Source organism: Nocardia sp. NBC_01377 (assembly GCF_045040005.1).
Lineage (GTDB): Bacteria > Actinomycetota > Actinomycetes > Mycobacteriales > Mycobacteriaceae > Nocardia > Nocardia noduli.
Window position 1 is genome coordinate 1,200,869 of the sequence record NZ_CP109566.1, and the last position, 15,566, is coordinate 1,216,434.

General features: G+C 67.7%; 13 protein-coding genes. 5 read left to right on the forward strand and 8 right to left on the reverse strand.

Going from position 1 to position 15,566, the window contains the following annotated elements:
* The first annotated feature begins 29 nt into the window (after positions 1–29).
* On the forward strand, positions 30–1,250 hold the full coding sequence (locus OG225_RS05610; protein WP_405180689.1) for a cytochrome P450: 1,221 nt from the start codon (positions 30–32) through the stop codon (positions 1,248–1,250).
* An 8-nt stretch (positions 1,251–1,258) separates the two neighbouring features.
* Positions 1,259–1,873 (forward strand): TetR/AcrR family transcriptional regulator, encoded by a 615-nt coding sequence (locus OG225_RS05615; RefSeq protein ID WP_405180690.1) that lies wholly within the window; start codon positions 1,259–1,261, stop codon positions 1,871–1,873.
* On the opposite strand, the gene OG225_RS05620 is transcribed toward OG225_RS05615, so the two are convergent.
* Positions 1,858–4,407 (reverse strand): MFS transporter, encoded by a 2,550-nt coding sequence (locus OG225_RS05620; protein ID WP_405180691.1) that lies wholly within the window; start codon positions 4,405–4,407, stop codon positions 1,858–1,860. The genes OG225_RS05615 and OG225_RS05620 overlap by 16 nt on opposite strands.
* A 391-nt stretch (positions 4,408–4,798) precedes the next feature.
* On the opposite strand from OG225_RS05620, the gene OG225_RS05625 reads away from it, so the two are divergent.
* Entirely contained in the window at positions 4,799–5,545 is a 747-nt protein-coding gene (locus OG225_RS05625) for an MBL fold metallo-hydrolase (protein WP_405180692.1), read from the forward strand.
* Here the strand turns inward: OG225_RS05625 and OG225_RS05630 are convergent, their stop codons facing one another.
* Both OG225_RS05630 and OG225_RS05635 read right to left on the reverse strand, forming a co-directional pair.
* Positions 5,546–6,223 (reverse strand): MFS transporter, encoded by a 678-nt coding sequence (locus OG225_RS05630; RefSeq protein ID WP_405180693.1) that lies wholly within the window; start codon positions 6,221–6,223, stop codon positions 5,546–5,548.
* Entirely contained in the window at positions 6,223–7,107 is an 885-nt protein-coding gene (locus OG225_RS05635; protein ID WP_405180694.1) for an MFS transporter, read from the reverse strand. Before OG225_RS05635 ends, OG225_RS05630 begins: the two co-directional genes overlap by 1 nt.
* Before the next feature lie 332 nt (positions 7,108–7,439).
* Here OG225_RS05635 and OG225_RS05640 point away from each other — a divergent pair, with 332 nt between their 5' ends.
* Positions 7,440–8,327 carry a diiron oxygenase gene (locus OG225_RS05640; RefSeq protein WP_405180695.1) on the forward strand — a complete coding sequence of 296 codons (888 nt, stop codon included), beginning with the start codon at positions 7,440–7,442 and terminating at the stop codon, positions 8,325–8,327.
* Positions 8,328–8,341: 14 nt separating this feature from the next.
* Positions 8,342–9,757, forward strand: coding sequence for an FAD-dependent oxidoreductase (locus OG225_RS05645; protein WP_405180696.1), 1,416 nt, complete (start codon positions 8,342–8,344; stop codon positions 9,755–9,757).
* A 91-nt stretch (positions 9,758–9,848) separates the two neighbouring features.
* On the opposite strand, the gene OG225_RS05650 is transcribed toward OG225_RS05645, so the two are convergent.
* From OG225_RS05650 to OG225_RS05670, 5 genes are all read right to left on the reverse strand, one after another.
* On the reverse strand, positions 9,849–11,102 hold the full coding sequence (locus OG225_RS05650) for a PucR family transcriptional regulator (RefSeq protein ID WP_405180697.1): 1,254 nt from the start codon (positions 11,100–11,102) through the stop codon (positions 9,849–9,851).
* Between the two features lie 427 nt (positions 11,103–11,529).
* Positions 11,530–12,792 (reverse strand): TMEM143 family protein, encoded by a 1,263-nt coding sequence (locus OG225_RS05655; protein ID WP_405180698.1) that lies wholly within the window; start codon positions 12,790–12,792, stop codon positions 11,530–11,532.
* 121 nt (positions 12,793–12,913) lie between these two features.
* Positions 12,914–13,843 (reverse strand): ADP-ribosylglycohydrolase family protein, encoded by a 930-nt coding sequence (locus OG225_RS05660; RefSeq protein ID WP_405180699.1) that lies wholly within the window; start codon positions 13,841–13,843, stop codon positions 12,914–12,916.
* A 90-nt stretch (positions 13,844–13,933) separates the two neighbouring features.
* Complete coding sequence (locus OG225_RS05665) at positions 13,934–14,593, reverse strand: CPBP family intramembrane glutamic endopeptidase (RefSeq protein ID WP_405180700.1); 660 nt, start codon at positions 14,591–14,593, stop codon at positions 13,934–13,936.
* A complete protein-coding gene (locus tag OG225_RS05670) occupies positions 14,590–15,486 on the reverse strand; it encodes an NAD(P)H-binding protein (RefSeq protein ID WP_405180701.1) in 897 nt (298 codons plus the stop codon). Before OG225_RS05670 ends, OG225_RS05665 begins: the two co-directional genes overlap by 4 nt.
* Between the last annotated feature and the right edge of the window lie 80 nt (positions 15,487–15,566).

A 15,566-nucleotide genomic window follows, 5' to 3' on the forward strand; every position in this document is an offset into this window, starting at 1 on the left:
ATATTGTCATTCTGTCTTAGTCTCGACTCATGCCGACAGAGTTGTCTCACCGACCGCGCTTCGAGCTACGTTCCGGACAGAGTTGGTGTGACCCGTGGCCCATGTATCGGGCACTTCGCGACCACGATCCGGTCCACCACGTGGTCCCGGAGGACGATCCGAGCGGCGACTACTACGTGCTGTCGAGGTATTCCGACGTCTACGCGGCCGCCCGCGACGTCACCACGTTCTCCTCCGCGCAGGGGCTGACGGTGGACTACACCGATCTCGACGAGATCGGCATCCCGCGGCCGCGACCGTTGGTCTTCGCCGACCCGCCCGACCACACCGCCTTCCGCAGACAGGTGATGAAGGGTTTCACCCCGCGTCAGGTCCGGTCGGTCGAACCCGAGGTGCGGGCGTTCGTCGTGGAGCGGTTGGAGCGGCTGCGCGCGGCGGGTGGCGGCGATATCGTCGTGGACCTGTTCAAACCGCTGCCGAGTATGGTCGTCGCGCACTATCTCGGTGTGCCGGAAGAGGATCGGGCCCGCTTCGACGAATGGACCGATCTCATCATGGCCGCGTCGGCGGGTGGCAGCCCGATGGGCGCCCAGGAGGCCATCGGTGAGTTGATGCGGTATTTCAGCGGACTCATCGACCGTCGCCGCGTCGAACCGGGCGACGACACCATCTCCCATCTGGTCGCCTCGGGGTTCGGGGCCGACGGTGACTACGAAGGCATCATCTCGATTCTCGGATTCGCCTTCACCATGATCACCGGCGGGAACGACACCACCACCGGCAATCTGGGCGGCGCGGTGCAACTGCTCGCCCGATACCCGGACCAGCGTCGGCTGCTGATCGAGAATCCCGCGCTGATCCCCGACGCGGTGGAGGAGTTCCTGCGCGTCACCTCGCCGGTGCAGGGTCTGGCGCGCACCCTTACCCGGGACATGGAGATCTCGGGCACCACCATCGCCGCCGGACGCCGGGCGCTGCTGCTGTACGCGTCGGCCAATCACGACGAACGCGAATACGGTCCCACCGCGGGCGAACCCAACGTGCTGCGCAAACCCAAGAGCATCCTCACCTTCAGCCACGGCAACCACCATTGCCTCGGCGCCGCCGCCGCCAGAATGGTCGCGCGGGTCGCGCTGGAGGAATTGCTCGCGCGGTGTCCGGATTTCGGCATCGACATCGAGAACGTGCGCTACGCCCCGGGCAGCTATGTGCGTTGGCCGGATCGGGTGCCGTTCGCGGCCGTGGCATGAGCGGTGGCATGAAAAGCGGTGGTGGCATGAACGACTGGCTGCGCCCGACCCGCGCCGATATCGCCGCCGAGCAGATACTCGACGCCGCCGCGCGGCTTTTCGTCGAGCGCGGTGTGGCGAATACCGGGATGGGCGAGGTGGCCGCGGCCGCGGGATGTTCCCGCGCGACCCTGTACCGGTACTTCCCGAACCGGCAGTCCCTGCGAATCGCTTTCGTCCATCGCGAAGCGCGCCGCGTCGCCGCGGCCGTCGCACGGGAAGTCGCCGATATCGCCGACCCGCGCGAACGGGTCGTCACCGCGATGACGGCCTCGATCCGGTCGGTGCGCGACGACCCGACCCTGATCGCGTGGTTCACCGCCGGGGACGCGGGGATCGCCAACGAGATCGGGCAGACCTCCGAGGTCATCGAGGCGATCGCGGCCGGGCTGCTCGCCGATGCCGTCGCCGACGATTCCCGCCGTTCCCGTTCGGCCAGGTGGGCGGCTCGGGTGATCATGTCGCTGCTCACCGCGCCGGGACGCGACGGTGACGACGAGCGCGCGATGCTGGAACAGTTCGTCGCTCCCGTCGTGGTCGGAGTCGTGGAAAGCCCTGCGGCGCAGGGCTATCGGGACAGCTGACCGGAAATCGGACGATATCCGAGCCGCACATCGTGGGCGACCTCGCCACCCGCGACCGTGACCCGGCTCGTCACCGGCGGATAGCCGCGCGCGACGACGGTGTACTGCCCCTCGGGCAGATCGGGCACCACGTAACGGCCGTGTTCGTCGGTGCGGGCCGACGCGGTCATATCGCCCGCGGCGTCCAGGACGGTGATCTGGATATCGGCGACGGCCCGATCGTCGTCGGCCATGGCCGATCCGGCGAGTACCGCCATCGGCGCGAGGTCGACATCGTGGCGGAGCAGCCCGCTGTCGGGCACGGTGAGGGTCGCGGCGCAGGGACGCATGTGGTCGGCGATCGCCACGAGGGTGTAGGTGCCGGGCACCACGCCCCGGCACAGGTACTCGCCGTCGCCGGTGCTGACGGCGGCCCCGACCACCTCGCCGCCGGTATCGGTGAGGGTGATGGTCGCTCCCGAGATGGGAGTGCCCTTGCGGGCCGAGCGCACCTCGCCCGACACCTCGCCCGACCCGAGCAGGGGGACGTCGAGGCGTTGTTTGCGTCCGCCGACCGTGACACCGACGGCGGCGGGCTGATGTCCCGTCGTCGCCGCGATCAGGACGTATTCGCCGGGCGCGGGCGCGAGAACGGTGTAGGAGCCGTCGTCCGCGCCGGTCGTGCGCGCGCACTGGCGACCGCACTGGTCGATGAGGGTGAGCGCGACGGCGGCGACCGGATGTCCGTCCTCCCGGTGCACCCGCCCGGAGATCGCGCAGCGCTCGGAGGCGCGGATCTCGGTCATCAGGTCGACCGAGGTCGTGCCGAGGGAACCGGTCCCGCCGTTGCGGCAGGTCGCCCCGGCCCCCACCCGTTCCGGTTTCGCCATCATCTTGACCGCGGGCTCCTTGCGCATCGGCCCGTCCGCGCGGATCCGCCGGTCGGTATGACCGCGCTCGACGGTCTTCCGGGCATCTTCCGCCACCGGGTCGACCAGCGCTGCCGCGATGCTCTGTAGCGGGATCTCCTTCATGAACAGCAGCACCGCGCCCGCCAGCACCGCCACGCCCGCGGCGACCAGGAAGACCGACTGCATGGATTCGGTGAAGCCGGTCAGGATCGGCACCCGCAATTCCTCGGGCAGCGCGGCGATTCCGTTGGTGCTGCTCTGCACGGTCGCCAACTGCGCGGCGTCGAAGCCGTCGGGGAGGCGTCCGCCGAACGCGTCGAGGATCCGGTGCGGCAGCAGGTTGAACAGGATCGTCAGGAAGACCGCGACACCGAGGGTGCCGCCGATCTGGCGGAAGAAGGTCGCCGTCGCGGTGGAAACGCCCATATCCGACGGTGATACCGCGTTCTGGGCGGCGATGATCAGCGTCTGCATGCAGCAGCCGAGCCCGAAACCGATGACGGCCCCGCAGGCGAGCGGCTGCCACAACGGGCTGTGATAGTCCACCCCCGCGTGCAGGGCCGCGCCGAGCGCGATCATGAAAGATCCGGTGACCGGCAGCATCTTGTAGCGGCCCGACCGCTTGGTGATCGTTCCGGCGATCTGTGAGCCGACCATGATGCCCGACACCAGCGGCAGCATCAGCAGACCCGCGGTGGTCGGCGCGTATCCGCGTACCACCTGGAAATACAGGGGCACCAGCGCGATAGCGCCGAACATCGCGATACCGACGATGAAGCCGCCCACGGTGGCGACACTGAACGTCCCGCTGCGGAACAGCCGCAGCGGAATCAACGCCGCGTCCTTCATCACGAGTTCGACGAAGACGAACAGGGCCAGCCCGGCCGCGCCGATGCCGTAGCACAGCAGTGCGCGATCGGAATTCCATCCCCATTGCCTGCCCTGCTCGGCCACCAGCAGTAGCGGCGCCGCGCACAGTGTGAGCGTCAGCGCGCCGAACCAGTCGATGCGATGACGCTGACGCCGATGCGGAACATTCAGCACCTTCGCGACCACGAGGAACGCGATCACACCGACCGGGACATTGACCAGGAACACCCACCGCCAGCCCTCGAGCCCGCCGAGTTCGGCGTAATGCGAGAAGAATCCGCCGAGCACCGGGCCGAGTACCGTGGCCGAGCCGAACACGATCATGAAATAGCCCTGGTAGCGCACCCGCTCCCGGGCCGGGACGATATCGCCGATGATGGTGAACGCCAGCGACATCAGACCACCGGCGCCGAGTCCCTGGAACGCGCGGAAAGCGGCCAATTGGTGCATCGAGGTCGCGAAGGTGCAGGCCACCGATCCGAGGACGAACAGTCCGATCGCCAGGAGATAGAACGGCTTTCGCCCGTAGATGTCGGCGAGCTTGCCGTACAGCGGTGTGGTGATCGTCGCGGTGATCAGGTAGGCCGTTGTCGCCCACGCCTGCTCGTCGAATCCGTGCAGACTGTTGGCGATCTGGACGATGGCCACGCTCACGATGTTCTGGTCGAGCGCGGCAAGGAAGATGCCTAGTAGCAGACCGGACAGTATCGTCATGATCTGCCGATGCGACAGCGTCGCGCTCGGATCCGGCGTGGTCGTGGTGGAATTCGTCATTGAAGAGCCCTGGTCCTGTCAGTGGTGTGTCCCCGACGGCATGCCCCGGCGGCGTAGCCCGACGGCATGTCTCCGACGCTGTATCTCCGACGGTCTGTCTCGGAGGTGGAGCCGAGTGCTGCGAGCGAAATACCGACCGGCACGGATTTTCGGGCAAGCGGCCTCCCGGCGCATCGTCGCCCCAGGGCGGACGTGGCCGTACGGCACCCGCGAGTCCCGTTCCCCACCAGCAGATTTGATATGGGCGAACCAGCCGGTCGCGGTGGCCCACTATACATACCGATACCGGGTCGGAGGCCGTGTGGCCGGGCGACAGGCCGAGCGAGGTGTATTCGCGGTCTACGGACCCGGACTACATTCGGAGCGATTGTTCCGGCGGAGGAGGATTCGCGTGCAGTACTACCAGGTGGCCGATGGTGTGTTCTGCCTCCGAGGCACCGACGTCAACATGGTGCTCGCGCGCGAGGGCGGTGCGCTGACCTTGATCGACGCGGGATGGTTGAAGGACGCCGACGCGATCGAGCGGTCGGTGCGCGCGCTCGGCCACCGCCCGGAGGATATCGTCGCGGTACTGCTCAGCCATGCCCATCTCGACCACATCGGCGCGCTGAGGCATCTACACGACCGCTACGGAATCCCGGCCTATACCGCCCCGGCGGAGGTCGGCCACGCGCGCGGCGAGTACCACGAGTCGGCGACACCGCTCGACGTCATCCGCCGTGCCTGGAAGCCGCGAACCCTGGCGTGGGCCGTGCGTATCGCCGCGGCGGGCGGCCTGCGCGAGAACAGCGCCCCGCACATCCAGCCGTTTCCCACCGGAGGCGCCTTGGATCTGCCCGGCGCGCCGGTGCCGATCCCGTGTGCGGGCCACACCTCCGGACACAGCGCGTTCCACCTGCCCGCCGCGGGAGTCGTCGCCACCGGCGACGCCCTGGTCACCGCGCATCCCACCTCGAATATCGAGGGGCCACAACTGCTTCCGGATTTCTTCAACCACTCGACCGGCGGCGCGCTGGACGGCCTCGCCGCCTTCGACGCGATCGAGGCGGACCTGGTCGTGCCGGGCCACGGCCCGCTGTGGAAGGAAGGCATCCGGCGGGCCGCCGAGATCGCTCGCGGCCGAGCCGCCGGGAACTGACTACTCGTGCCGGAGCGGTGGGCCTCCCGCGCGGCGCGAGGCGGCCGTGTCGACGGCGGTGAACGCCGCCGCGGCGAGGATCAGGATCGCCGAAATCAGTAGTGCCACATCGAGTCCGTGGTGGAAGGCGACCTTTCCGGTCTCCAGTACCTCCGACACCTTCGACGCGTACCGGAGATAGGCGGTGATGTCGACACCTTCGGGGATGCGGCCGCGTTCGACGGCATCGATGGCGTCGGGCTGCAATTCGGCGGGCAATCCCAATCCGCTCATCCGGATCCGCAGATCGGAGGTGAGGAAAGAATTCACCACCGCCCCGAGCACGGCGACACCGACCGCCGAACCGACCTGGCGCATCGTGTTGGTCACCGCGGCGGCCATCCCCGAACGCCGCGCGGGCACCCCTGACAGCACCGACGAGGTCAGCGGCACGACGGCGAGACCGAATCCGGCTCCGGCCACCGCCATCGCCGCCGCGAGCGGCGGATCGTGCAGTGGGCCCGCGAGAACCCGTCGGGTCAGCGGGATCCCGCACGCCCCGACCACGCACCCGATGATCATCGGACCGTGCGCCCCGCGTCGCGCCACCCACGAACCCGCTGCCAGCGATCCGCCGACGATCGCGACGGCCATCGGCGCGAAGACCGCCGCGGTGCGCGCGCCCGAATAGGACTGCATCACTTGCAGATACAGCGCGGTGAAGAAGAAGATCGAGAATATGCCGAAATAGACGGCGAAGGCGACGACGAGCGCGCCGCGGGCGGGCGCAGGTACCGGAAATCCAGCAGGGGAGCGCGAGCCCGCGATTCGACGGCGACGAAACCGGCGAAGGCGATCGCGCCGAGTGCGAACAACGACAGCACCGGGGCCGCGGTATATCCCTGATCCGCGCCCGCGGTCGCGGCGTAGATCACCGCCGCCAGGAATAACGCGCCGAGCAGCAGTCCGGCCCGGTCGAAGGGGCCCGGATTCGGATCGACACTCTCCGGGACCGACCACGCCGCGGCGGCGAGTGCCCCCGCGCCGATGATCAGATCGAACCAGAAGATCGAGCGCCGGCCGTAGGTGTCGACCAGCGCGGCGCCCACCACCGGTCCGGCCGCGAGCGCCAGTCCCGACACCGCCGCCCACACCCCGATCGCCCTGGCGCGTGCCCGCTCGCGCGGGAAGATATGCCGCAGCACCGAGAGGGTGCCGGGTTCGGCGGCGGCGGCTCCGACCCCCATGACGGCTCGACCGGCGATGAGCGCGGGCGTGCTCGCCGCGAGCGCCGCGATCACCGATCCGGCGCAGAAGACGACGAGTCCGACGATCATGACCCGCTTGCGCCCCCAACGGTCACCGAGTGATCCGCCCGCGAGCATCAGACCGGCGAAGACCACCGTGTAGGCGTTGACCACCCATTGCAGCAGGACCACGTCGGCACCCAGCTCGCGCTGGATATCGCCGAGTGCGACGCTGACGACGGTGGTGTCGAGGAAGGTGACGAACAGTACGGTGGTGACCGCCGCCAGCGCGATCCGCGGTCGTGCCGTGTCGTGCGCGTCGTCCCTGGACCCCACGCGCACAGGCTACTGGCCGAAGTCGTCGGTCGGAGCTACCGTGTCGGGCAGCGTCACCGTACCGGCGATGCGAAGTAGGGTTGTTGCGGTCGCCTCTCGGCGCGTCCGCGCAGTTCGGGACGGTGATCGCCGCCCCGGAGGGCGTCCGGCACGGCTCGTCCGTGGGTCGTCCGAATCGCCTGCCGGGATGAGTCACAAGGCGTTGTGAATTACTCCAGCAGTTTCGGAACGCGTATTCATCTTTTCCATCGGCGCGAGAATCCGTAGCTTGCGCCGCCGGTGTCGACTTATCGTGGACCGGCGTCTCATCGACGAGGTGACAAGGAGTGGGAATGACGGTTTCAGACAGTAACTCGCTATTCGAGGACCTGCTGGTCTCGGCGAACCGACTGTCCTTCGATCCCCGAAACCCGGCTGTCTACGAGGTCGATCTCGATAACGAGGGTTCGTACGGAATGTCGCCCGAGTGGTCGCCGCTGTTCGGGACCCGGACCTGGGCCTCCCTGTCGGAAGCGGAGCGATCGGAGCTCACCAGAAGTGAGGTCGCTCAGTATCTGGGCGTCGGTATCTGGCTCGAATTGGGGCTACAGGTGGCACTGTTGCGGCGCAATCACAGCGCCGATCCGTCCCGGGCCGACGTCAGATTCCTGCTCAACGAATGCGCGGACGAGAATCTGCATTCGTTGATGTTCGTCAACGCCATCAGCAGTATCGGTGCGCGGTTCTACCCGCGGGACCGGTCGTTCGGCGTTTTCGGTTGGCTGTTCCGCACCTTCGCCTGGTCGGAGGTGGCATACGGAATCATTCTGGCGGGCGAAGAGATGTTCGACGTCATGCAGCGCGACTGGATGGCGAGCGACGATGTCGCCGCCCCGATTCGCCGCACGTCGTATATTCATGTCGTCGAGGAATCCCGGCATATGCCCTTCGCGCGGCGAAATATCCGCGATTGCCTCGCGGGTGCGTCGGCGTTGCGACGGTCGTTCAGCTCCCTGATCATCGCGATCGGAACTCATATCATCGCCAAAGGCCTGATCAACCGCCGGGTCTACGAAGACCTGGGATTCGACTGGGATGTCGTGAAGCGTGAGATCGACGGCAGCGAGCATCACCGGATGATGTTCCGGAAAGCGGCCGAGCCGTTCATCGAATTCTTGAGCAAAGAAGGTCTGCTGACAGGCGGCGCTCGATGGATCTACCGCAAGTCGAACCTTCTCTAGAAATGTGAGCGATCTTGACCCACGTTATTCTGGGCCACTGCTGCAAGGATGCGTCGTGCGTGCGGGTCTGCCCGCAGAACTGCATCCATCCGGCTCCGGGCGAGGTCGGGTTCGACACCGCGGAGACGTTGTTCATCGATCCGCGGTCGTGTATCGACTGCACCGCGTGCGTGGAGGCGTGCCCGGCTTCCGCGATCAAACCCGCACGTGACCTCACCCTGCTCGAGCAGCGTGACGCCCGGCGCAACGAGGCGTTCTTCCTGGGCAGGACGATCATGTCCGGCGTGCCCGCGTCCAGGGACACCGACCGGAAGGCGCTCGGCGGCCCCGGCGGCCGCCTGAGCATCGCCGTCGTAGGTTCCGGCCCGGCCGCGCTGTATTCGGTCCGCGAGATTCTGCAACGGTCGAGTTCGGTGCGCGTCACCGTATTCGAGAAATTCGGCGAGACCGGCGGTCTGCTGCGTCGCGGGGTTTCGCGTCATCATCCGCGAGTTCGCGAGATGGATCGGTTGTACGACGTTCCGTTCAAGGACGATCGCGTTTCGGTCGTCTACGAGACCGAAGTCGGCGTCGACGTCTCGATCGAAGATCTCCGGCGAGATTTCGATGCCGTGATACTCGCCTGCGGCGCTTCCGAGCCCCGGTCGTTCGGTCCGGCGGATCCGGAACTTTCCGGGCGTTTCTACCAGGCCATCGATATTCTCTCCTCCGATAACCGAGGTCTTCCCGTTCCGATTCGTCCCGAAGGGCTCGGCCCGCGGTGTCTGGTCGTCGGTGCGGGGAATGTGGCGCTGGATATCGTCCGCTATATCGCCGAGCGTGGCAGCGCGGATCCGGTCGACGACGCGGTGACCGATGTGGTGATTCTGGCCCGGTCGAATCGCGTGGCTTTCACCCCCGCCGCGTTCGACGAGATCGCAGATCTGGACAATGTGGACCTCGCCATCGATCGGGCCGGAACTCCAGTGGACATATTCGGCTCCGGCCGTTTTCTGCGGGATGTGCCCGGCCTGGTTTCGGTGGACCTCTCGGACCCCGACGATATCGCGGCGAAACCCGGACAGGTCCGGGTGACCTTCTCCTTCGGAAACGAAGTCGTGGATATCCGGCATTCGGACCGAGGGGCGGCTCGCATCGTGACCGCATCGGGGCGAGTATTCGAGTCGAGTTCCGTTATCGGTGCCGCGGGATTCCGAATGAAGGAAATGGACGGCGTTTTCATCGATGAGAACGGCGTGGTGCTCAATCGCGGCGGACGGGTGATCTCTCCCCGAACGGGCGACGCCGTCGAAGGCCTGTACGTGACCGGTTGGGCGAAACGTGGTTCGACCGGCGGAATCGGTGACAACCGGGTGTGCGCTGAAGAAACCGTCGCGCAGTTGGCCATGGATCTCGCGCGTATGTCACCCGACGCGCTGTTCGAACGTTGACCGATCGCCGAGACGCGGGCGAATATCCGCGGCGGTGTTCTCAGCCGGGTCGGATCCGTGGTATTCGACCGGATCCGGATTCGCCCGCCGATCAGGTCTGACCGGGGTCGTTGCGTCCGTGGTCGTAGGCGAGCAGGGCGATGGCTGCCCGGCAGATTCCGGTCGAGGTCGCCAGATCGATCGTCGTCAGCTGCGCGACACGCCGGAGCCGATGGTCGACGGTGTTGGGATGCACATAGAGCCTGCGGGCGGTGCGTTGCCGGTTCATGTCGTTGGCGAGGTAGGCCCGCACGGTGTCGAGGAGTTCGGGATAGCTGCGCAGCGGATCCAGGATGGTGGCGATCCGCCGGGTCACCGACCCGCCCCGGGTGAGTTGGAACTCGATGTCGAGATCCGACATGTGGTACAGACCGGGCGCGCGCTGGCCCGCGTGGATCAGGGTCAGCAATTCGTGCGCCTGATCGGCCGATTCCGGTATCTGCTCGGTGCCGCTGATGACGACCGTCGCGGTGAGGGTGACCTCGGCGGATTCGGTGAGCGCGGCCAGGGTGTCGGCCTCGAATATCGGGGCGTTCTCCTCGCCGAGCGGGACGAGCAGTGTGCCGCCGGTCGCGCTGAGGACGGCGAGGGCGTGCGGGGAGAAGACCGTCGCTATCGCGGCCCGTAGTCGGCGGAGTCGGCGCCGAGCGGCGACCGTGGCGGTGATGCTCACGTCGTTGTCGGCGGGTATCGACAGCGCCACCACCTGGTACGAGTCGGCGACCTGCACGCCGGCCTGGCGCGAGAGCGCGGCGCTGCCTCGGCCGCTGAGCAGAGCCGAGGCCAGGGTCTCGGCGGCGGAATGCTGTTCCTTCGCGACCAGGAGTTGTTCGGCGACGTAGGCGTCGGAGGCGCCCGCGATGATCGCGTTGAGCATCTCGAGCATGAGATCGCCCGCGATCAGCAGTTCGTCGACGTCGGCCGCCTTCGCGGGCGCGGTCACCAGTCCGAACGCGACCCGCACGCCTTCGTGGCAGGCGCGCAGGACGGTGCTGAGCGGCACGCCGTCGTGTGCCCACTGGGTCGCGGCCTCGCAGACGACGCCCAACTGGTCGGGGCCGGGTACTTCGCGCTTGTCCAGCATTTCGGTGACGAGTTCGAGGCAGGTCCGGGTGAGCTGGGTTACGTCCTCGCGCAACTGCTCGGCGGGCAGCGTGCCGGACGGGGCCACCGAGGTTTGGAAGTATCGGAGCACGTGTTCGGCGATCCGGTCCGCGTTGCGCAGCGGTGTCGATGCGGCGCGCCCGCCGATCCGCAGTACCGACCGGGACCGACCGTGGGGCCGGTGCGCCGTGGAGTAGGTCATGACGTGTCGCTCCCATCCCGTGCGGGCGTGCCGACCTGTGCCCGAATGGTTCGGATCATGCGAAAGTGCCGATGTACGCGCGCCGCGAACGCGGCACGACCACCCGGCGCAGTCTGACCTGAGAGTCGCCTCGGATTCGCGTTCGACCTCGGCCACATCGAGTATGGAAACTGCATTCTCTCAGGAGAGAATATAGCAGTCTGACCCCAGAACGTACAGGGCCTCGGGAGAACTGTGTTCCGGGTTGCCGGAAGGTGCTTCGGCGCAGTTGGGACCGCATTCGCCCCGCATTTCCATCGAGGCCGATGTTTGCTGGTCCGAGTCTGTCACCGTGCTCGACGCGGCGGTTTGAGTCATTGCGAGAAAGATGTATTGACTATTCCACCGCGTGGCGGCTGCGGGTATGTCGCATATGAGAATTATATTCTCATATGGTTTGTACGCGCTCGCTGTCCGGTAGCGCAGCGGTCGACGAGTCGAGACCGAACACGTCGTCCCAGTGCCGATCCAGCCGCTGTCGCGCCTGCGGCACCGTCACCGCGCCGAGCCCGCCGTGCTCGTCCTCGGTGAGTAGATCCAGCCTCCGCAGGGTGCGCAGGCCGTCGCGGATCTCGAAATCGAAGGTGGTGTCCCACCGCTGCCGGAACCAGCCCTCGATCCGTTGATCGAGTTCGGCGGCGGTGAGCGGGCGCTCGGCGGTGCGGAGGAAGTGGTAGGCCAGCACGGTTTCCTTCACCTCGGATTCCTCGGCGGCACCGAGTAGATGGTGGAAGACTCCGGCGTCGTTGTCCAGATTGCGGAAGTAGAGGTGTTCGGACAGCGTCTTCATCAGTTCGATCTTGCGGTTCTTGAACTTGGAGAACTGGCGCACCAGATAGCCGCCGAAGGCCGCCAGCCCGGCGCCGAGGGTGACGAGCGCGGTCTGATCCAGCCGCACCGATTCCTCACGGAGACCGACCCAGAACGCGAGCAACAACACCAGCAGTCCCAGCGAAGCGACCAACTTGGTGACCAGCACGATGATCCCCGAGATCACCGCGGGCACGCCGATCAGCAACTTGTCCAGCGGCCTCATCCGCACGCGGACGCGCGGATACAGCATTTCGAGGTCGTTTCTCGGGACGTTCTGGAACAGTTTCAGCAGAACGCCGCCGTTGGGCCGATCCCCGTCCGGCTCCGCGCGCTCGGTGAAGGCGATGTAGACCAGAACCTTGGAATAGCTGGTGAATTCGATGCTGCGTCGCCGCAACCCGTAGAGCGACTTCACCTGCTCGCTGCGCTGTGTCACTCCGCGCCGGAAGAACATCACGGTGTCGATATCGTCGTCGTCGACATCCAGCCGCACCTTCACCAGGGAGTGTTCGGCGAAGGCGCGGTCGATCTCGGCGGCATCGATACGGGTGAAGTCGGCAGCCTCGGCGAGCGCGACGAGTTCACGTTCGACGATCGCCCGCGCCGCCGCCCGGTCCCGCGCTGTCGCCGCGCGGATCATCCGCACGTCCTCGGCCGGATCGACCAGTTGATAGGCATCGAGCGCGGCGTCACCGCGCGCGTGGAATCCGTAGTGCACCAGGGCCGCCAGCAGACGCGCGAACTCCAGGAACGATGCGCGCTCCTCGTCGGGCCACTCCTCGGCGCACAGTGAGATCACCGCGCTCTTGCGAAACGGCAGGAAGTGTTCGGTATCCATCGGCAACTCCTTTTCGGCGGGCGGGCCCGTCGGATTCCATCACGGCATGACGCGGATGATCGACCGCCCCATGGCCGTCCGGATTCCCGACACGGCGCGGGTGCTTCGGCGGTCCGTGATATCAGTCGGCGTTCGTCGGTGATCGGCGCGGTGACTCGGCCCACGGGGGTAGGGGTTCACGCGCCGAACACCACCGCTGCGGTACGCCACGTAGTCGACTGCGCTGCCCGACGCCGGTACGCGCCGCGACGATTCCCCCGACGATCGCGGCCGTCGTATCCACATCCCTGCCCGCCTCGACGCACGCGGTGACGGCGGACGGATAGTCGTCGAGGAAGGTCGCCGCCGCCCACAGCGTGAACGGCACCGTGTCCGCGGCGCTGACCTGCGCGCCGTTGCCGAGCTGATACGCCGCTTCGGCGACCGATCGGCCCAGTAGTGTTCCGGCGCGTCGGATGCCGTCGGCGGTCCGTCCGTCGACCAGATACGGCTCGACCGCCCGCAGCAATTCGTCGGGCGCGCACGCGCTCGCACGGGTCGCCGCCGCGTGACTCGCCGCGACCGCGACCGCCATCGCGCCCACGATCGCTTCCGGATGCCGATGGGTGACCTCGGCGGACAGCGCGGCCTGCGCCGCCGCTCGGTCCGGGTCGCCCGCGAAATACGCACCGAGCGGCGCGACGCGCATCGCCGCGCCGTTGCCCCAGGATCCTCGCCCGTCGAAGCCCGCGCCCGCCGCGTCGGCCCAGGGGCGTCCGTCGCGGATCTCGTGCAGCACGACGACCGTGCCCGCGTCGTAACCGCGATAGGGTTCGCAGCGATCGGCGAACACGGCGGCGAGCCTGTCCCGGTCGATCCGGCCGTGTTCGCGGAGTTCGGCGTACACCGAACAGGCCATCTCGGTGTCGTCGGTCCACGGCCACGGAGGCGTGGGCGTTCGGCCCGCGAGAAATTCGGTCACGGAGGTGCCGGGGACGAAGAACTGAGCTCCCAGCGCGTCGCCGACGGACAGGCCGTCGAGGCTGTCACGGGCGGGATCGGTATTCGGCATGCGGGGGTAATCCTGCCAAGCGGGACTGTCGTCCGCAAGACACTCGCCCCCGCGCGCGAAATCGTCGGCTGGTCAACGCTCGGTATCGGCTCACGCGCTCGCCGCCGGGGCGAACAGGGGCGGGAGGTACTGGATCATCAGCGTCGACCAGGTGAGGTGGGTGATCATCGGCGCTCGCACCCCGCCGGTCCAGCGGCGTTGCGCGCCGAACAGGGCGCCCATCACGGCGGCGGCGAGGACGAGGGCGGGATTGCGGGTGGCGGCGGTCGTGCCCATGTAGACCAGGGTCGACACCGCGATCGGACGCCGGGGGACGGCGGCGTAGACGGCGCCGCGGAAGAAGATCTCCTCGGCCGCGCCGTTGGCGAGCGCGATCAGCAGCACCGGGGGAGTCGGGCCACGTTCGGCGTACTGGAGGACACCCGCGATCGCGTTGCGCAGGAAGGGGATCCGCCGGACGACCAGGGCACAGCCGTAGAAGACGCCGAAGGCGCCGACCCCGATGACGACCGGGGTGAGCACCTGCCGCTTCGAGGGTCCGGCCGCGGGCGGTGTCGCGGCGAGGCCGCCGAGGGTGAAGGTGGCGGCGGTGGCGAGGGTGAATCCGTAGAACTCGGCGCTGTCGGGTCGCGAGGCGAGCGACGCGCCGAGCAGTCCGGTGCCGACGCCCCAGACGCCCGCGGTCGCGAGCCGATACCGGTCGCGTCCGTCGATCATCCTGCGCCACGGACGTTTCGCGCTGCGATTCATGAGGAGGGCCGCACTCCCGCCCGCTCGGCGAGGGCACGCAGCACCGCTTCGTCGTAGCCGATCGGCTCGAAGGGCACCAGCTCCCTGATGGCGGTATCGCGGACGAGCACCTCGTTCACCATCGAGTCGACCAGTGAGCGTCCGGTGCGGTTGTCGACATCGGTGACCAGCGACAGCCACGCCGACGACAGCCGGGGCGACAGCAGGGGAACCGGAACGACCAGCAGCGGCCTGCCCTCGATCGCGGCGACTCGGCGCAGCATATCGATGTATTCCAGGACATCGGGTCCGCCGATGTCGAAGGTGCGCCCGGTGGCTTCCTCCCGGTCGAGGACGCCGACCAGGTAGCGGATCACATCGTCGACCGCGATGGGCTGGGTCCGGGTCCGCACCCAGCGCGGGGTCACCATCGCGGGCAGGTGTTCGACGAGTTGCCGGGTGATCTCCCACGAGATACCGCCGTGGCCGACGATGATCCCGGCGCGCAATGTGGTGACGGGAACGCCCGCGGTGCCGAGCAGTCCTTCGACCTCGCGGCGGCTGCGCAGATGCGCGGACAGCTGGTCGCCGTCCTCGCCGAGGCCGCCCAGGTAGATGATGCGCCCGATACCCGCCTCGGCGGCGGCTCGCCCGAAATTGCGCGCCGCCTCGGCATCGCGGCGCTCGAAATCGGCCGCGGCCAGCGAATGGACGAGGTAGTAGGCGGCCTCGGTTCCGTCCATGGCCGCGCGCAGCGATTGCGGGTCGCCGACGTCTCCGCGTACCGGCGTGCCCGCACCCCGGTAGGTGTCGGGATGCCTGGTCATGGCGCGGACCGTATGCCCGGCCTCCTCCAGCGCCGGGCACAGCCGCCCACCGATGAAACCTGTCGACCCCGCGACGAGCACGGTCATCTCGCATCCTCTCCGTGGTGGGAGTGGACCGGGCCGGGCCGACCCGGGATGGTGCTCCTGCCACACTACTGAGACCGGAG